General features: G+C 35.9%; 15 protein-coding genes. 6 read left to right on the top strand and 9 right to left on the bottom strand.

From position 1 onward, the window contains the following. Positions 1-6: 6 nt before the first annotated feature. Positions 7-1,143, top strand: coding sequence for a ribosomal protein uL16 3-hydroxylase (locus XM47_RS03115; protein ID WP_048689522.1), 1,137 nt, complete (start codon positions 7-9; stop codon positions 1,141-1,143). A 57-nt stretch (positions 1,144-1,200) separates the two neighbouring features. Here the strand turns inward: XM47_RS03115 and XM47_RS03110 are convergent, their stop codons facing one another. The 3 genes from XM47_RS03110 to XM47_RS03100 all read right to left on the bottom strand — a co-directional run bounded on the left by XM47_RS03110 (position 1,201) and on the right by XM47_RS03100 (position 4,383). Continuing rightward, on the bottom strand, positions 1,201-1,968 hold the full coding sequence (locus XM47_RS03110) for a hypothetical protein (protein ID WP_048689520.1): 768 nt from the start codon (positions 1,966-1,968) through the stop codon (positions 1,201-1,203). Positions 1,969-2,093: 125 nt separating this feature from the next. Continuing rightward, complete coding sequence (locus XM47_RS03105) at positions 2,094-2,726, bottom strand: sensor histidine kinase (RefSeq protein ID WP_077066455.1); 633 nt, start codon at positions 2,724-2,726, stop codon at positions 2,094-2,096. A 61-nt stretch (positions 2,727-2,787) separates the two neighbouring features. After that, on the bottom strand, positions 2,788-4,383 hold the full coding sequence (locus XM47_RS03100) for a response regulator (RefSeq protein WP_048689516.1): 1,596 nt from the start codon (positions 4,381-4,383) through the stop codon (positions 2,788-2,790). Between the two features lie 250 nt (positions 4,384-4,633). Here XM47_RS03100 and cysB point away from each other — a divergent pair, with 250 nt between their 5' ends. After that, on the top strand, positions 4,634-5,608 hold the full coding sequence (gene cysB / locus XM47_RS03095) for an HTH-type transcriptional regulator CysB (RefSeq protein WP_048689513.1): 975 nt from the start codon (positions 4,634-4,636) through the stop codon (positions 5,606-5,608). Here cysB and XM47_RS03090 read toward each other — a convergent pair. Together XM47_RS03090 and pabB are read right to left on the bottom strand one after the other, a co-directional pair. Continuing rightward, positions 5,594-6,181 (bottom strand): CoA pyrophosphatase, encoded by a 588-nt coding sequence (locus XM47_RS03090; protein WP_048689511.1) that lies wholly within the window; start codon positions 6,179-6,181, stop codon positions 5,594-5,596. The two genes, cysB and XM47_RS03090, sit on opposite strands and share 15 nt — an antisense overlap. 19 nt (positions 6,182-6,200) lie before the next feature. Further along, positions 6,201-7,577, bottom strand: a complete 1,377-nt coding sequence (gene pabB / locus XM47_RS03085; protein ID WP_048689510.1) for an aminodeoxychorismate synthase component I — start codon at positions 7,575-7,577, stop codon at positions 6,201-6,203. 175 nt (positions 7,578-7,752) lie between these two features. On the opposite strand from pabB, the gene XM47_RS03080 reads away from it, so the two are divergent. Together XM47_RS03080 and XM47_RS03075 are read left to right on the top strand one after the other, a co-directional pair. Further along, entirely contained in the window at positions 7,753-9,267 is a 1,515-nt protein-coding gene (locus XM47_RS03080; RefSeq protein WP_048689507.1) for a fumarate hydratase, read from the top strand. 292 nt (positions 9,268-9,559) lie between these two features. Continuing rightward, positions 9,560-11,992: an alpha-amylase family protein gene (locus tag XM47_RS03075; RefSeq protein WP_048689504.1), complete on the top strand. Its 2,433-nt coding sequence runs from the start codon at positions 9,560-9,562 to the stop codon at positions 11,990-11,992. A gap of 305 nt (positions 11,993-12,297) precedes the next feature. Here XM47_RS03075 and XM47_RS18970 read toward each other — a convergent pair whose 3' ends face one another. Genes XM47_RS18970 through XM47_RS03055 form a run of 4 tightly spaced genes read right to left on the bottom strand, consistent with a single transcriptional unit; the run spans position 12,298 to position 16,475 of the window. Further along, on the bottom strand, positions 12,298-13,797 hold the full coding sequence (locus tag XM47_RS18970; protein ID WP_048689502.1) for a sensor histidine kinase: 1,500 nt from the start codon (positions 13,795-13,797) through the stop codon (positions 12,298-12,300). Between the two features lie 7 nt (positions 13,798-13,804). Then, positions 13,805-15,109 carry a response regulator gene (locus XM47_RS03065; RefSeq protein ID WP_048689499.1) on the bottom strand — a complete coding sequence of 435 codons (1,305 nt, stop codon included), beginning with the start codon at positions 15,107-15,109 and terminating at the stop codon, positions 13,805-13,807. A gap of 9 nt (positions 15,110-15,118) precedes the next feature. Continuing rightward, positions 15,119-15,532 (bottom strand): response regulator, encoded by a 414-nt coding sequence (locus XM47_RS03060; protein ID WP_048689496.1) that lies wholly within the window; start codon positions 15,530-15,532, stop codon positions 15,119-15,121. A 4-nt stretch (positions 15,533-15,536) separates the two neighbouring features. Further along, on the bottom strand, positions 15,537-16,475 hold the full coding sequence (locus tag XM47_RS03055) for a glycosyltransferase family 2 protein (protein WP_048689493.1): 939 nt from the start codon (positions 16,473-16,475) through the stop codon (positions 15,537-15,539). A 300-nt stretch (positions 16,476-16,775) separates the two neighbouring features. Between XM47_RS03055 and XM47_RS03050 the strand changes: the two genes are divergently transcribed. After that, a complete protein-coding gene (locus tag XM47_RS03050; RefSeq protein ID WP_048689489.1) occupies positions 16,776-17,945 on the top strand; it encodes a glycosyltransferase in 1,170 nt (389 codons plus the stop codon). After that, positions 17,942-19,351, top strand: a complete 1,410-nt coding sequence (locus XM47_RS03045) for a lipopolysaccharide biosynthesis protein (protein WP_048689486.1) — start codon at positions 17,942-17,944, stop codon at positions 19,349-19,351. Before XM47_RS03050 ends, XM47_RS03045 begins: the two co-directional genes overlap by 4 nt. The last annotated feature ends 9 nt before the right edge of the window (positions 19,352-19,360 follow it).

Genomic DNA, 19,360 nt, shown 5'->3' with positions numbered 1-19,360 from the left:
GCTGTTATGACGTATAAATTTTCAAGTTTAGATGAAGCTAAATTTTTAGCTGAATATTGGCAGAAAAAACCAGCCATCATAAAAAATGCGTTTAAAGATTTTATCGATCCTTTATCACCTGATGAGCTGGCAGGGCTTGCTGCAGAAGCTGAAATAGAGTCGAGAATAATAAATCGAGACAGTGACGACAATTGGCATGTTGAGCATGGCCCGTTTGACGATTATAGCGCTTATGGTGATAAAAATTGGACTTTGTTAGTTCAGGCTGTCGATCATTGGTGTGAAACCGGTGCAGACCTAGTAAGGCCATTTAGATTTATCCCTAATTGGCGTATAGATGATCTCATGGTTAGCTTTTCCACCCCCAATGGCGGTGTAGGCCCACATTTAGATCAGTACGATGTATTTATCATTCAAGGCATGGGGAAGCGCCATTGGCGTGTTGGCTTGCCTCAGAGTTTGAACAACGAAATACCTCATCCTGATTTACTTCAAGTAAGCCAATTTGAAGCCCTGATTGATGAAGTTTTAGAGCCAGGTGATTTGCTCTATATACCGCCTAATTGTCCGCATGAGGGTTATGCGATTGAGAATTCACTAAACTATTCAGTCGGTTTTCGTGCACCTAATCAGCAAGACTTGCTTTCATCTTTTGCCGATTTTGCTTTACAAGAAGAGAGCTTTAAGAAGCGATTCTCTGATCCTGAAAGAAGTCTAACTGAGCATATCAGTGAGGTAAGTGACGCTGATATTCAATCATTAAAATCACTGATGTTAGAACAATTTGAACAAGATGGTGTTTTTAATCAATGGTTGGGTTGTTACTTAACTCAAGCCAAACATGACTTAGCGATTGAATTACCTGAGTCTGAATTAACCGCAGAAGAGCTTGAATCTTTATTCGAAGAATATGAGTCATTAGTGCGTTTAGGTGGCTTAAGAGTCGCTATTATAAAAACACAGCTCTATCTAAACGGTGAAGCGGTATCGCTAACTTCTGACCAAATCGAATTAGCAAGGTATTTAGCTGATAATGATCTGTATGAATCGAGCAAATTAGATAGTTTGTGTGACTCAGATAACAGTAAACGCTTGTTATTGCTATGGATTAATTCAGGATATATATACCCGAAAGATTGTTAGTAACGTCCGAAGTTAAGTTGTGCCTTTGAGTACAAGTCGAGACTCAAAGGCAAATTTTTACCATTTCTTTTTAGGTTGAAATAGCACATCTAAATCATCTTTTTCAGCAGCTTCTTTTTTCAATCTATCTTTAGCGTTAGATGATTTTAATTTATCTGTAATCTCAGCCAATTCTGTCGTTATTTCAGCTTTACGTTTTAGTGCGTATTCGTCTTTGTTAGCTTGCGCATCAATTGTTGCTAACGCTTTCTCAAAATATTGACGTGCAGAGCCTAGCATTTGTGTTTGCTTAGCGGATTGGCCACGCTTCATTAAACTTTCTACATTAATTTGTAGTTGAAGTTTGTCTAATCTTTTGTCTTCATTCATGAAAAGGTGGGTGTCGACTTTACCTTTGGTATGCTCAGCTCTTAATGCAGAACGTAATTTTTTGATGCCTTGAATGAGTGCTATGGTTGCTCTGTCGTCATCTGGCAGGGTAAATTTTTCTTCAACTTGAACTTTTTCGTCAGTGGTAACCCCTTGAACACGGGTTTCTGCATCTCTAAGCCTTTGTCTTAATTCTGAGGAGTCAGGCGAAAGCAGAGACATAGCTTTTACGGCATCTAAAACTCTTTGATGTAAAACTAATATTAGCTGTTTACTGACTGGGATATTACCCACATTCATTAGCAAACTTTCAGTTTCTTCTATGATAACTTTATATTTTGCCATTTCTGTTCTTTTTTCAGCTTCTTGTCGTTCTTTATTTTGCTGAATGGCATTGATTATGATGGCTAAAATAACTAGTGCAATGACTAGCCCAATTACAATAGAAAAAATCATTCTAAATCCTGATTAAAACAAATATTTATACTTTTTATAAGCATCTGATACTACAAGAATAATAACAAATAGTCTATCTGCAAGCAGAATTGATAAAAAGTAACACTTTTATTTAACTAAATCATTTACGGAAGTATCAATTTGAATACGCTTCCACCTAATTCACCACCGTTTTCTAGTCTTATTTCACCTCTTTCGCCTTTGTTTTCATGAGCGGATGAAATGAGACGAGCAAAAAATAAGCCTAGGCCTGTCCTACCTGCATTCAAATCCAGTTGTTGCATTGGCATATCTACTAAATCTAGCATAGATTCTGGGTAACCTTGGCCATTGTCTTCAAGTTTTATATGTAGCTTACCGTTTTCTTCATAGCCGGAAATAATGATTTTTTCATTCGAGTATCTTAATGCATTGATAAATATGTCATTAAGTAGATTGCCGATTAGATCCATGTCTAAATACCAAGCTAAATCTTCATCAACATTGATCTCCACTTTTATTTCTCGGTTTTTAATATAAACCTCATTTTTTGCGATCAACTCTTCAACTATATCTACAATATAATGTTCTTCTATTGTTAAAGGCAGTTGATGTTTTTCTGCTCTATATAAAGAGAGTAATTGAAGCAAGTTAGTATTTAATCGGGATGCTTCATAATGAAGATGTGCCAAATCCTCAGCATCTTCTGGGCTATGTTTGGATGCACTTAAACTTAAATGATCAATAGATTGTATCAACATACAGAGTGAATTTTTCATATCATGTACAGCTGATGCCAGAACGGTAGAAAAGTCTATTTGTGGTTGATTTTTCACTTTGTTATCTCGCTAATATTGTTTTTATTGATTTCAGATGTTTTCTAAATAATGTGAACCTTTGGTCAGCAGGATCCAAATTTTTAACGGTTCTGACACTATGTTCAAATAGTTGCATATATTTATCAGCAGGTGCGCCAGCTTCAAATTCTTGAATGATTAAAGTCATTAATTTGAGTGCGATTGTAAGATTAAAGTCGGCTGCTTGGTATGCTTCGGAGATGATCTTAATAGCCTCTAAATTTTGCTTTTTTTGTTCGGCTTTTAAGCCTTTAATAAATTGTTCATTTGCCCACAGAATGTTTAAAGCTTTATTCTCATTGACTGAATTAGATACACAAAAATCGCTAATAGATTTTGAACTTTCTATAATCTGAGGGTAATGGGATTTACTATGGATTAGTTGATCCCGTAGAAAACCGCGAATGCTGTCAGACATTTTAGTTAGTTGGATAGCAATATCCGAAACTGTTTGGGCAAGTTCGGCTTCTTTATCAACTTCTATACAATAGGTGGCTTTAATTAAATTTAAACAAATCAAGAATTGCTGATTTTCTTTATTTAATTTTTTTTGTTGTAATAAATTTTGGTTAAATTCGGCTGTTAATTTTGTTTGCTGACTGCCTGTGGCTGTTGCTAAAGATTTGATTAACGCATTAAAATAATGCAGTTGGTCTTCTTCTTTTAAAACTACTGAGTTTTTACCTAGACTAAGAACTTTTTTGTAGCTTATTAATGCTTTATCAAACTGTGTTAGATCAACCGATAAATCACCATGCAATCTAAAGCGTGAAATAGATTTAGGGCTTATTTTACATGCCTGATCTAATGTTTCTAACGCTTTTTGTTTTTCCCCTAAAGCAATAAAAGCTTCAGCTTTTAAATCATATGCAGAGACTGCAGAATGGTTAATATTAATGATTTTGTCAAAGTCTGAAATTGCTAATTCATATTGGCCTAAACCTAACCAGGATTTTCCTCGGCCCATTAACGCCCAAATAATTTCTCTTTGTTGCAGTACTGTGTCATAAATCTTTTTGGCCTTGGTATATAAACCTAGCCTAAGCATACAGTCGCCTTTAATTCGTAAACAAGTGACAGTGTATTTACTTCTTGCTTTAATTAATTCATTACATTCGTTGACTGCACTTTCATGCTTTTGTTTATTGAGTTCTGTTAATACACTATTTAGTGCAGTTTTCTTCTGGTAAACCCTATCTAGTCGGGTTCTGAGCGTTTGCTTGGTAAATGGTTTAGTGAGGTAATCATCAGGACTATATTCAATAGCGCCCATGACCATTTCCATCGAATTCTCAGCCGTTACCATAATAAAAATGCTGTCTTTTCGGAGGATTTCTCGATAGTTGAGCTCTTCTAATAATTGTTGCCCATCTTTGCTATCGTCGCCCAAATTGTAGTCACACAGCACAACATCATGATGCTTCTGTTGATATTGCTCTAGACCTGAGTCAGCATTAACCGCAATATCAATATCATTAGCGCCTATACTGATTAGGATATTTTTGAGAGACGATCTAAATTCAGCAAAATCATCTATGATCAAGAAACTTTTATCTACATAACGATTTAGAGCATTCATTTTATTATGTTTATTTCGCTATAAAAATACAAAGCAGAGTTCAAAAATTTTAGCAAAATCTTTCCTTTTATAATGGGTATCGAAAAATATATTTGTTTATATCTAGTTAATATTGGCCTAAGTAGAGAAAAAATAGAAGAAAATTGTTAATTAATCATCGAATTTTCTTATTCCAAGGTATAAACTGGTTAAAAAGTAATAAAAATCTGATAAGGTATTCAGATAAAGTATAAGACGGAGTGTACAACCAATGAAACTGCAGCAGTTACGTTACATTGTAGAAGTTGTAAATCACAATTTGAATGTCTCAGCGACGGCTGAAAGTTTATACACTTCACAGCCTGGCATTAGTAAACAAGTTCGGATGCTTGAAGATGAGCTAGGTGTTCAAATATTTGGTCGAAGTGGTAAGCATTTAACTCATGTTACCGCTGCAGGCACTGAAATAATTAATATCTCTCGTGAGATATTATCTAAAGTTGAAAGTATTAAAAGTGTTTCGAGAGAACATACTTTACCTGATCAGGGTAAATTAAATATTGCAACAACTCATACCCAAGCAAGATATGCATTGCCTGATGTTATCAAAGGCTTTATGAGCAAGTTTCCGAAAGTATCTTTGCATATGCTACAAGGCACACCATCACAAATCAGTGACGCTGCTGCTAAAGGCGAAGCTGATTTTGCTATCGCGACTGAAGCGCTACATCTTTACAATGATTTGATTATGTTACCTTGCTATCATTGGAATCGTAGTTTAGTTATGCCACGGAACCATCCATTAACTAAAAAATCCCGAATCACTTTAGAAGATTTAGCACAGTTTCCGTTAGTGACTTATGTCTTTGGATTTACCGGTCGCTCGGAACTAGACAGTGCATTTAGCAATGCTAATCTAGAACCTAAAATTGTCTTTACCGCAACCGATGCAGATGTGATTAAAACTTATGTTCGTATGGGAATTGGTGTGGGCGTAATGGCAACAATGGCAGTCGATAAACGTAACGACAGTGATTTAGTGGCAATTGATGCTTCACACTTATTTAAGCCTAGTACGACTAAAATAGGTTTTAGGAAAGGCACCTTCTTAAGACACTATATGTATGACTTTATTGAACGATTTGCACCACATTTGACACGAGATATTGTTGATAAAGCCATTGCACTTAAAAATGCAGATGATATAGATGCAATGTTTAAAGATATCAAATTACCGGTTCGTTAAATCATTCACCAGTAGTTGTTGCTGCAGCTGTTTTAATATAGCTGCAGTTGCCCCCCAAATTAATAATCCTTGATAGCTAAAATGATAGATAGGGTGAACTGAGTTGTGCTGTTCAATCTCGATACAATCAATTTTCATATCCATGAGTTGAGTTAACGGCAGCTCAATTAATTGTTTTACTTCAGCTTGATTTAAGCTTAAATTACAAGGCACTTCTATAAGTCCTACATATGGTTTAATACTAAATTGACTTAATGTTGTATACCTTGAAAGTTGACTAACGATTTTTATTTTATCTGGTCGTATACCAATTTCTTCTTGTGTTTCCCTAAGCGCTGTTTGGCGTAAATTAATATCACTAGGATCAAGTTTACCACCAGGGAAACAAACTTGGTGTGGGTGATGTTTTAAATATTCTGGTCGTAAAGTTAAAATGATGTAAGGACTGTTTGCGCAAACAATCGGCACTAATACGGCTGAGTGTTTAACTTTAGGAAAACTAAGCTGGCGACTGAAAATGGGAGTAGGGAGTCTGGTTAATGATAACTGTGTTATTAACTCATATACTCTCATTTAGTGCGCTCATCGATACTTATTGTTTTAATACAGGGAGTATTTTGTTCAATTTATCGAGTGTTTCTTGATATTCATTTTTGCTAACGGAATCCATGACGATGCCGCCCCCAGCCCAACAGTGTATATTATCTTGTTCGGCGATTAAGCTTCTAATTGCAATGCTGCTATCCATATTGCCACGCCAATCTATATAGGCAATTGAGCCGCAATAAACCGAGCGTCGATGCGGTTCTAATTCTTCGATAATTTCCATTGCCCTAATTTTAGGTGCACCTGTAATACTGCCTCCAGGAAAACATGCCCTGAGTAAATCAAATGCATCTTTACTATCTTTTAATTTACCGGTTACTGTACTCACCAGATGGTGTACAGATGGGAAACTTTCTACTTCAAATAGTTTAGGTACCCTGACTGTCCCAGCTTGACAGACTCTACTGATGTCATTTCTGAGTAAATCAACAATCATTAGATTTTCAGCTCTGTCCTTAGCCGATTTTTGCAGCTTTTCTTTAAAAGCATTATCCTGCTTTAATGATTGTCCGCGTGGGAGTGTGCCTTTGATTGGTTTAGTTTCAACTTCTGAATCGATTAATTGCAAAAAACGTTCAGGCGAGATACTTAAAATTGAAAAGTCAGAGTCTCGCAAGTAAGCGGAAAAAGGTGCTTTGTTCGCTTCGGTTAATTGCAAATAAGCTTGCCAAATACTACCAGTGTATTTGGCTGAAAACCTTTGCGCCAAATTAATTTGATAGCAATCGCCATTTTCTATGTATTCTTTAATCGTGTTAAATTTATCTATGTACTCTGATTGAGTCATATTAGATTGCCAATCAGAGACTAATTTAAACTCAGCATGAGTTTGAGCAGATTGTTTATATTTATCAATCAAAGCACCAATGCGGTTGAGTTTGGGCTGGTAATCTACTCCAAACCATTTTCCGGTTTGGTTATCTTTTATAATAGCCCAGTCATAAATACCAAATTTCAGTAAAGGAATTTGGACATCATTTTTAGCTATAGTCGGAATTTTTTCTATTGAGCGACCTAAGTCGTAACTTAACCACCCAGCTGAACCACCAATAAAGGGTAAATCTGTTTCAATTAATTTGGCGGGCGAAAATTCTTTATGTAGCAGAGATAATACCCTGAATGGGTCCTCGTTAGTTTCACAGCTTAATGCTTTTGTTGGGCATTCAATCTGATTAGACTTTTCATCATGTGAAAAACGGCTTAATGGCTCAGATAGGATAATATCGAACCGGCTGTTTTCATGCTCTGAGCTGCTAGAATCGAAAAAAATTGCACCATCTTGATCTGCACAAGCAGAAAATAATAAGCTTGAATTTAATGAAGCAGGTAAGTCAATTTCGAATAAAAATAAATCAGGTGTCATCTAATATTAGGCTGGAGTTGATTGGCGCATATTGAAGAACAAGGTTATCATATACCCAATCTAGTTGGAAATATTGATTTGATTCACAGTCACTATTTCCAACTAATATTAGCTTAGGATTAAGCCTTTATTTAAGCTAGCAAAAATATCTATAAAATAGCCACAGAGGAATGTTATGAGTGTTATTCGTCAGCAAGACTTTATTGATAGTATAGAAGACTCGCTACAGTTTATATCTTACTACCACCCGTTAGATTTTGTGAAAGCTGTTGAGCAGGCATATCACAAAGAAATTAACCCAGCAGCAAAAGATGCGATGGCACAAATTTTAATTAATTCGCGCATGTCAGCACATGGTAAAAGACCTATTTGCCAAGACACGGGCATAGTAACCTGTTTTGTGAAAGTAGGTATGGATGTTCAATGGGATAAAACAGATTTAACGGTACAGCAAATGGTTGATGAAGGCACACGCAGAGCCTATCTTAACCCAGATAACCCGCTTAGAGCATCTATTGTTTCAGATCCAGCTGGAGCAAGAAAAAATACTAAAGATAACACACCTTCAGTTGTTCATATTGATATGGTTGCTGGAGATAAAGTGGAAGTCATGATTGCAGCTAAAGGCGGCGGTTCTGAAAACAAGTCTAAAATGGTGATGCTAAACCCAAGTGATTCCATTGCTGATTGGGTCGTTAAAACATTACCAACTATGGGGGCAGGCTGGTGTCCACCTGGCATGTTAGGCATAGGTATTGGTGGGACAGCGGAAAAGGCAGGTGTACTTGCTAAAGAAAGCTTAATGGATCCAGTTGATATCCAAGAACTAATTGAGCGAGGTCCTGAAAATGCTGAGGAAGAGCTCAGATTAGAAATTTATGACAGAGTCAATAAATTAGGTATAGGTGCACAAGGCTTAGGTGGTTTAACGACTGTTGTTGATATTAAAATTAAATCACAGGCGACTCACGCGGCTTCAAAACCTGTAGTTATGATACCAAACTGTGCGGCGACTCGTCATGCGCATTTCACATTAGATGGCTCAGGTCCAGCAGACTTGAAACCACCTCGTTTAGAAGATTGGCCAGAGCTTACATTTGAAGTGGGTGAAAATGTAAGACGTGTCAATGTTGATAGTTTAACTGCAGAAGAAATGCAAACTTGGAAAGCGGGCGATACAGTTTTATTATCAGGTAAAATATTAACTGGTCGTGATGCTGCCCATAAGCGTATTCAAGATTATATTTCTCGTGGTGAAGCTTTACCAAACGGCGTTGATTTTAAAGGTCGCTTTATCTATTACGTAGGACCAGTTGATGCTGTAGGTGATGAAGTGGTAGGACCAGCAGGTCCAACAACGGCAACTCGTATGGATAAATTTACTGACATGATGTTAAGCGAAAGTGGCTTAATGGGCATGATAGGTAAAGCCGAAAGAGGACCAGCAACTGTTGATTCAATTCGCAAACATAAAGCGGTTTACTTGATGGCAGTTGGCGGTGCAGCGTACTTAGTTGCTAAGGCGATTAAGAAATCTAAAGTTGTTGCGTTTGAAGATCTAGGTATGGAAGCTATTTACGAATTCGAAGTTGAAGATATGCCAGTAACGGTTGCGGTAGATTCAACTGGTAATAATGTTCATGAAACAGGTCCAGCTATTTGGAGCGCTAAGATTGCTGATTTAAGCTAATCATAGAAGACTTTATACAGACAGTAGAAAATTTTCTACTGGCTGTTCATCTAATCTAATTTATATTTTCAAATCAACAACTTCCCAACATGCAATTTAATTAAAAAGGGATCGTAGTTAACAGGCAGCAAGAAACGCTTCTAGACTAGGGTATTTTTAAAATATTTTACATTACAAGTATACATATGATGTTTATTTAAGTGATATGTTGGTGTATAGTTTCATTAGTAACATTTTGAAGTAAATATTTAACATTTGTTTTGCTAATGCAGCTAAACAATAGGAGAAAGAAATGAAACGTCATTTGTTAGCCGCAACCTTAGCGCCATTAGCACTGCTTGTGTCTGCTTGCACTAACCCAGAAGTTCAAACAGAAAATAATTCAACTATTTCGACAGCTAGTGAGTTACAAGTTAGTCCATTAGAGCAAGAAGCTCGAATTAAAATTAAAAAATTAAAAGGTATGATGGACGAAGCACAAGATAAAAGTATTGATGTGACGAGGGAAGAGACCATAGTTTGGTTCTCTGAACAATTTTTAAAATTCGCTAACTGGGATGAAGCAAATCCAGAAGCAATTGAAGCTGCATTCGGCTACGAAAGGTATTATGCACCTAATAAAAAACAGCTTGCGGCAGACCTGCCAACATTTGAGCGAACTAAAGTCATTGAAATATTAGATAAAGGAATAACTGTTTTACAGCAAGAATTAGATGGAGAAATTAAGCGTCGTCCGGTGCGTAAGGTTGATTGGCAAAATACCAAAGCGGGTGACAACATGTTTGTCAGTAATGGTAAGCCTATATTTCCATACGACTATTTCTCTAAAACGGTTGGTCAACCACTGACGAATAAAGATATTTATAACGATCATTTAGGTGCGCTTTATCATGGCGGTGAAGATCTTTATCCAGTTGATCATGATAGAGCAATTAATTCATTCTTATTAAAAGAAGATGGAAGTTTTGATCAGGAATTGATGAAAGAGTTAACCAGTATTCCAGACACTAACATTGGTTTTTTAGTTTACTGGATTATGGGTATTCCTGAATGGGTTGAAAAGCAAGAACCTGAGGTTAGAAAAGGGCGTTCTTTATTTACAGGTTTTGACATAGACAACCCGTTAGCTCGAGATGTTTGGGGTAAAATAATTCGTGAAACAGGCCGTTTAACGAAAGATAAGAAAGTGACTGAACTTGGTTTTGTATTAGCCAACGAACCGCACTGGTTTTCTGAAAAAGATCACTGGACAGGTAAGTTTGAAGAAATGACGAGTATTTCTTCTTACACATTGAACAAATTTCGAGTTTGGTTAACAAATCAATACGATAAGGATATTCAACAATTAAATCAAAATTGGCAAGCTTCGTTTGCTAGCTTTGATACAGTTGAAATTGAAATACCTATGGACAAGGCCTTGTTAGGTTCAGCTATTTGGTATGATTGGATGCGTTATAATATGGACCGCAGCACAGAGTGGTTTAAATTTATGCAAGATGAACTACATGCTGTGAACCCTGATGCTGATACTCATATTAAAATTATGCCACGAATGTTTATGGAAAATTCTCGTTCTGGTGGCATAGATACCGAGGCATTAGCTGAACTCACCACTATGGTGGGACATGATGCTAAATCGCTTGGTAGTAAAAATATTAGACCGCATAAGTCTTCCAAATGGTTAGAGCGTTATGCTTACTATTGGAGCGGCGTTAGTATGTTCCATGATTTTATGGAATCAGTTGCACCAAATAAAATTAATGTAAATTCTGAATCTCATTTTCTATCTTCTGGTCAATGGCGTGATCTAGATACCCGTACGAGTTATGTTAGGAGTGTTTATTGGCTTGCAACTCTAGGTGGGATGGACGCCAATATGGCTTGGTTCTGGGCACGCGATCCGGATGGTTCGCCAGAAGATCGCTTGGAAGGAGAACTCAATTTCTTTGATCCAGGACTAGCTGGTGCCTATGCAGGTTCTAACAATATGCAGCCACATGTTAGTAATGAATTTACCCAAGTCATGTTTGATATGAATAGTTTTTCAGAAGAAATTATTGCGCTTCGTGAGCAAAGACGACCGATTCGTTTATTCTACTCTGAAACCACAGCTATCAATACTAAAGATTATATGACGCAAGGTTACAAACTCTATGAAGCTCTACATTTTGAAGGTTTCCCTATGGGTTATGCGACTAAAAATATCATAGAAAAACAAGATAATAGCAACTGGGATTCTGTGGTTGTATATAAAAACCAATATGTAACTGACGAAGAATTTGAAACACTACAAACATATTTAAATAACGGCGGCACGATCTTATTAGATGATAAGGATGCTTTATCTCTTAATGAGTATGGTCAAAAGCGTACTAAAACTTTATCTAAAGGCAAAGGTAAATTAGTCGTCTTAAATACAGATAATATTGATGTGATTAAACAAGCTGCGCTAGCAGAACTTAAACCAAGCAGTCTACCTGAGTTAAAAGTTAATGAAGTCAATGGTAAAGACTATAAAACAACTTCATGGAGAGTGGTTGAAAAGCCTCAAGGCGGCTATTTAGCCATTCTATTTAATCTAGGGCATGATAGCGCTCAAATTGACTTATCACTACAAAGTGGTCAGAAATTTACCGCAACGGATATGATGACAAGTAAGACAGTTAGTTCGTCATTCGAACTTAAATCAGAAGATGTGTTATTACTAGATATCAGCTTAAATTAGGATCAAGTTTTATTAACCTGAACTCTGGATAACAAGTTAGCTAATACTTTGTAATTTATAACAAAGTTTATTCATAACTCTTCTAGGGAGGTAATTATTCTTAGAGCAAGGCGAATTTGTGTACGTAATAGCTGGCTATTACTAGCGAATTCAACGCAGTTATAAGGATAATTAGCTCCTAGAAAGCAAATTGTTATCCAGAGTTCAGGTTTATTAGCTGTATTAGCACTAGTGGGTCATTTATCTGCTAGTGCTGCTCTTGTATTTAGTAGCCAATTAAGGTGTCTTAAAGCGCTTAACTAAGACTAATTTAATTTAGCTTTAGGAAAGGTTAGCGTGAAACAGGTACCAAAGTTGAGCTTACTTTTCACATCGATTTTTGCTTGATGCTTTTCGATAATATTGAGTGAAATTGATAGACCGAGCCCAGTTCCTAAACCAACTGGCTTAGTGGTGTAAAAAGGGTCAAACATTTTGTTGATAGCAGAATCTTCAATACCGCAGCCAGTATCAGTTACCGTTAATTTGATAAAATCTTGATGCTCATAACTAATAATAGTTAAGCTTCCACCTTCCTCTCCCATAGCGTGCAGGGCGTTAATAAACAAATTGACTAAGACTTGTTCTATTTGCCCTTTATTACCTTTAATGAAAAGATCCGGCGCTATATGTTGGATGACTTCTACTTTATATTTCAATTGATTCCAACATACAGCAAGTGCTTGGCTAATTACCTCAGAAAGATCAAAATGAGTAAAAGTGTCTTCATCCATATGGCTAAATGTTTTTAGTCCAGCAACAATTTCTTTAACCCGTGTTAAGCCTTTTTTGGTTTCTTGCAGTAAATCATGGCTGTCTTTTGTTATGTATCCAAATTCTTCTTCAATTGAAACTTGATAAATTTGTTCTATTTGTTGTTGCAGCGCATCAGCATTATTAGCTAGGTTGTCTTTCAAACTAGGCACTTGGTTTGCGAGGCTTGTAAATAGGTCTAAATATTCAGACAAAGTGTCTAAATTACTTGCTACATAACCTATCGGATTGTTAATTTCGTGAGCAACACCAGCAGCTAGTTGGCCAATCGAAGCCATACGTTCAGATCTCAATAATTGCTTTTGAGTTTCATTTAGTGCTTTGTTCGTTTTATGAAGCTCGGTTACTCTATTATGGAGTGTTTGCTCGGTTAATCTTCGTTTGATTGCATCTGCAACTAAGGTTCTAATTGTTTCTATGGTTTGGACTCTAACTATTTGATCATTAAAACTCATATTTTGTGTCAGATGACAAAATAAAACACAACCATAAATCCCTTTTTCAAATACAATTGGAAATAATATCACCAACTCAAATTCAATTTGTGCGTCAATTAAGAAGTCATCACCCAAGATACATGTTTCAGCTTCATTTTGTTTAATCATACTTTTGATATGATTAATATTTATGTTGGTTAGATTGAGCTGTTTTAGTGGTTCTGATTGGCTTTCGATTAAAGCCAAATCTTGTACGTGTGTTGTCGGTTTTAGATATCTATAATCGTTTTTAAGCTGCAAGCTATGCTGGGCTATTGGCAGATAACAAGCCCAATCACATTGAGAAAATTCAGCGGTTCGGTTGATAAATCGACTAATTAATTTACCTATGCTAGCTTCTCTAAGTGCGACAGATGAAATACTCGTTATATATTCAAGTTGATGTTTGTTCTGTTCAGATACTAGCTTTTCGGCCGCCAGCTGATCTGCTAATTCAGCATTTTTAAATTTAGCCTCAATTAATTGCCTATTTAATATTTCGTTGTCAGCGGCCATGATATCCTTAGTTTTTATTTTCCTGTATAGCGACATTTAAGATAAATGATTGGCTTAAGTTTTTTTCTATTTGCAATAAATTAACCAAATGCGATTCAGCTAGTTTTGTTTCTTTGGTTAAGTAAACTTTACCTTTATCGTTTTCTACATTGTTGATGAGCACAACTTCTGTACTATCAGAGATAGACAGTAAACTAAGCACTTTATTGGCGCTGAGTAAATAATCTATATCAGGATTCATGTGTGATTCTATTTCATTTAACCAGTTAAAATATTGTTTGGCGATACTAAGATCATAATAATTTCTTTCATTATTTAGTATCCATTCTTGCGCACTGTTTGGCGTAAAGCGGCGAGGTAAAATTTGTCCTAATAATAACGCATCATAATCTATGATTATTTTTAATAATTTAGAGCCATAGCTAGGTGGCGCATGCTCATTATTGGGTAATGTTTGTATTCTTCTTATGATATCAGCACAGGGCTTTAATGGCTCAAATGCGGATAGCATGTTTGAACTCGTTTCGCAGTAATTTAGGTATTTCTTTTGCTCTGCATGATTGAGTGAATAAAAAGGTGTTTTACTCAATCTTAAATCGATGTTGAGTTTACCTAGTTCATGAAATAACCCTGCTAAGTATATGCTAACGATTTGGTTTCGAGGTAACCTTGTTTTAGCTGCAACGGCCTGAGCGTGATTAGCAACTCTGTTACTGTGTCCAGTATGCTGTTGTAATGTTTTACTCGAGATGCCAGACAACAAGGTGACCATGCTTTTATAAAACTTTTTAGTTTGGTTATTCGCAAGCTCAAGCTTATCTTTCTCTAATTTTAATTGCTGGGTTCTTTGTTTTACTTTTAATTCAAGCGATTCATTTAAGCTTTTAATTTCATCATTAGATTTGATTAAGTCTTTAGTCAGCTGTTCTTTTTGTTGAATGATCTCATGGTGTTCAAAAGCGTTCTTAACCAATAATTTTAACTGTTGGTTATCCCAAGGCTTTTGTACATAATTAAATATCTTTCCTTGGTTTATGGCTTTTACTGCACTGTCCATATCTGCAAAGCCAGTCATCAAAATTCGAATACTGTTAGGTGAAATAGTGACAGAGTTGGCTAAAAATTCAGCACCGTCCATTCCAGGCATTCTCATATCAGAGATGACTACAGCAGTTTTATGCTCAGCTAAATAAGCTAAAGCGGCTTCGCCTTCAGTAAAGGTTACCACTTCATATTCTTTACGAAATAGGCGTTTAACAGCGGTTAATATGCCCACTTCATCATCTAAAATAAGTAACTTGTTCTTATTCACAGTAGAGCCTTATGGCAAAGCTAATTTAAGTTGCCGGTTTTCAATCTTAAGTTGTTGGAGTTGGGTTACTAAATTAATTAGGTTTTTTAACTCAAATGTTTCCCAGGGCTTAGAGATAATAATTTGCGCTATTTGCTGATTGACTGCATTTTGACAGGTTTCCATATCTGCATATCCAGTCAGGGCTATTCGCCCCATATCTGGATATTTTTCTTGGCAGGTAGCGAGTAAATCTAAGCCATCCATTTCCATCATACGGACATCTGAAATTATCAAATCAAAGGATTCAGATTCAAGGATCTGTAATGCTTCATTAGCTGAAACGGTTGTGGTGATTTGATATTCTTTTCTTAAAGAACGCTCTAGCGCTCGCAAAATTTCGGCTTCATCATCCACCATAATTAATTTTGCTTTGTTATTCATCTTGTTAACCTTTTGATTGAACTAGCATTAGCCTTTTTAAATCATGGCATAAATGTCTAAAATTGCGAAATAATGGATGCTTGTATATTGCAATTAAATCAAAAATTAATGGAATTAATTTTTTTCCTTGCTCTCGGTAGTATTCAGCATACGCGGAATTTAATCTAGCGAGGGCGATATTTTTAGCATGTTTTGATATTCGGCACAGGATTGAATACTTATCAATGATATGTGACATAGCTTCTAACCTTGCTAATCGGTTACTCGTAATTGAGCTTGGTCGCATCAAGTAAGCAGTTGTAGAACGACTTGATAAGGCCACATCACCTAGCTGACTCAAACGTATCCACATATCCCAATCGCTAGCTGACTTTAGTTTTGTATCAAAGCCGTTGGTTGCTACCAAAGCTGATTTCTTGGCAACAACAGTGGACGTTCCAATCACATTTGTCGCAATAATGGATTCGCTAGCATTAAATAGAGTTTGGTAATTAGTGTCTTGTTTACGATAGATTTTTGATAAAAATTCAGGCCAATAACTAAAACAATCAATAATTTTTTGATTGTCCATATCTATGTGGTCGTAATTGCTAAAACTTAAACTGACTTTAGGATGTGATTGCATGTAGCTAAGTTGAGGACCGAGCTTATCTTCATACCAATAATCATCAGCATCTAAAAAAGCAATATATTCACCTTTTGCTTGGGCAATTGCGTTATTTCTAGCTGTGACAACCCCCAAGTTATGTTGTTGGATTACTTTAATGAAAGGGTATTTTTCAATAATGTTAGCTAGCCAAACTTGTGTTCCATCAGTTGAACCATCATCAACTACAATAATCTCCATATCTTTTACGTTTTGCTTAATGACGCTACTAACCGCAAAAGGTAGGTAATCTATACAATTATAGGTTGGGATAATCACACTAATCTTGATTGTCATAATTTATTCTCTTTAATCAAATAATTCTGAATATGCTTTATCAATTTCGATGCCGGAAAGATTAAGTTATTGAAATTAAATGTTTAAATCTTATATTTTTCATTATTAGTCTAATGATATGCCTTAAGTTTATCTATCTGCTGTTGATATTTGCATTTTGCTAATTTTATTTTCGATTCGTCTCTGCAGAATGCAAATATAAATAGATAAGTTTAATTTTTTATTTTTATATCAACAGGTTAACTAGTGGCTTGATAATTGTACTTAGCTAAGCATATAGATTATTAGTTAGGTGTCATTATGAATTTGAAGCATATTGGGGTTGTTGTTGGCGAATTTCCGGTTCCTTCAGAAACTTTTATTATTAATGAGCTCAATGGATTAGCTGAAATCGGTCATCCTGTAACTGTTTTTTGTTTTAAGCATCATGCAGATAGGCAAGTCATATTAGCGTCAGACATTAATGTTGTTGAGATTGGAGCTGTTGCTCATGCTGCGGCTTTTGCATTTTTTATCAATACAGTATATCGCTTGCATTATGCGATAAACCTAACTTTAAGGCTGACTTGTAATCCATCTCGAAGCTTATTTTGGCACGGGCTAAAACTTGCGTATTTATTACACAAGTTTAAGTGCGAGCATATACATTGTCATTTTTTTCATCATACGGCAGCACATGGTTTAGTGGCCAAAGCATTTGTCGATTTACCTGTCTCTATCATTGGCCATGGTCATGATATTTACCAAGACAAAACTAATTTAACTGAAAAATTAACAGAGTGTGATCTGCCAATTGCTGTGTGTACCGAGATGAAAAAAGACTTTGATAATTTAGTGACTAAATCAACGGCATTAATCCCCTGCGGAATTGATTTAACTAAATTTAATCAAGCTAATTACACTCATACAACCCAGAAAAAAATGTTGTTTGTAGGTCGTGTTGTCGCTAAAAAAGGATTGAATTATTTAATCGAAGCTTTGAGCTATATTAATCCAGATATTAGACCTAAATTGGATATCGTTGGCGCTGGTGAGATGTTAATCGAGCTAGAGCAAATGGTTGTAGATTCAGAATTATCAGAATATGTTAACTTTTTAGGCTTCAAGCCGCATTCCTGGTTGATCGACCATTGCCACGAGTATGACGTTTTTATCGCGCCTTTTTGTATTGCAATGACAGGTGATAGAGATACGGGACCATTGGCTTTAAAAGAGGCAATGGCTTTGGGATTACCTGTCATTACAACTTCTATTATGGGTTGCCCTGATATCGTTGGTACTCAAGCTGGTTTCTTAATACCTGAGAAAAATGCCCAAGCGTTGGCTAGTTGCATATCACAGTTTTACCGGATGAGTTATGAACAAAGATTTGCAATGAGTCGACAGGCTCGTAATCGAGTTGAAGCTAAGTTTAATGTGAAAGATCAAGTCAAAGCCTTGTCTAATAAAATAGAGGCAATCCACGTATGAATAGCTTAGTACAAATTAGCTTATATTTTATTGCCATAGCAAGCGCAAAGTTAGTATCAATTTTTATGATGCCAATCGTAACTGACTACTTAACTCCGGCTGAATATGGGCAGTTAAATTTGTTAGTTTCATTTATCGCAATTGCTGGTCTGGTTTTATCTATGGGAATAGCGGACACCATTTATAGATTTTCAGCAGGTCAGGGGCTGAGAGGAAAAATAAGCTGCATCCGAACGTGCATGTTTTTCTGTTTGATAACTTCTAGTCTATTTACCATTATTTTATTTGTATTTAGCAACTACATCATATTATTTTTTCCAGTTGAAATTAGCCAATGGCAATTTAAATTCATATTAATCAATTTAGTTGCTTCAACCTGGTTAAGTATTCCGTATTGCTATTTTAGATTAACCAACAAAGCCAAACACTTTGCTGTGTTCAATATCTGTCAGGTTTTATTGCAAGCAAGCGGCACTCTGCTCGCACTTTACCTAGGTTATGGTGTATCTGGCGTTGTGTTATCAGGCGCTGTGGCCAGCTTAATCATTTGCTTAGCTGTATTTATTAGCTACAGGCGTTTATTTGTTGTTAGGGCGGCTTTGCCATCGGCCAATATGTTCAAATATATGTTAGCGATTAGTGTTTCTTCTATATTTGTATATGGATTAAATGGTGCTGAAAACTGGGTGATAGCAACTTATCTTGGGGCTGAAGCACTTGCAGGTTATTTTATTGCCGTTCAATTTGCTCTAGCGCTCTCGTTTAGTTTTGAACCTTTTAGAATGTGGTGGTTCGCAAGGCGTTTTGCTGTGCTAAAAAATAAGCCTCAAATGGCTGCAGACTGTCCCGTTATTGGTATTCAAATTGTTATTTTGTTGTCGATTTTAATGGCTGTTTTAGGACCTAAACTCATCCAGTTACTATTACCGGAAGATTATCATGATGCTGGTATTTACCTGCCTTTGCTATGTTTAGCCTTTATTTTAAGAAGCCATTCAGATTTATTTAATTTGGGTTGTTTTGTAAAAAATAACGCTAAGACAGTTCCTCTAATAAATGCAATATCAGCGAGTTTCTTTATCATTTTTTCAATTGTGTGGGTTGAAGAACTTAAAGTGTGGGCGATTTTAATTGGGGTTAACCTAGCTTATTTCATTCGCAGTTTATTATTTTATAAATTGAGTCAGAAAAAAGTATGGTTGAATTATGCAAGACCGGTTTTAGTCTTGAATTGGCTTTCAATTGGCTTAATCATTTTAAGTTTATTGAGTTCGAGTCAATATCAAGTGCTCTACTTTAGTTTATCTATTGGTTTGTATCTTATTTTATTTGCCGCTTACAGTGGCGTTAAAATATTCCAAGTCTTAAATATTAATCGATTCCTTAACAAGATGAATTTGGCTTAAGGGGCAGAT

The sequence above is a fragment of the Catenovulum maritimum genome (assembly GCF_001050375.1).
Classification (GTDB): domain Bacteria; phylum Pseudomonadota; class Gammaproteobacteria; order Enterobacterales; family Alteromonadaceae; genus Catenovulum; species Catenovulum maritimum.
The sequence above is the reverse complement of the archived record's forward strand: the minus strand, read 5'-3'. Positions and strand labels throughout refer to the sequence as shown.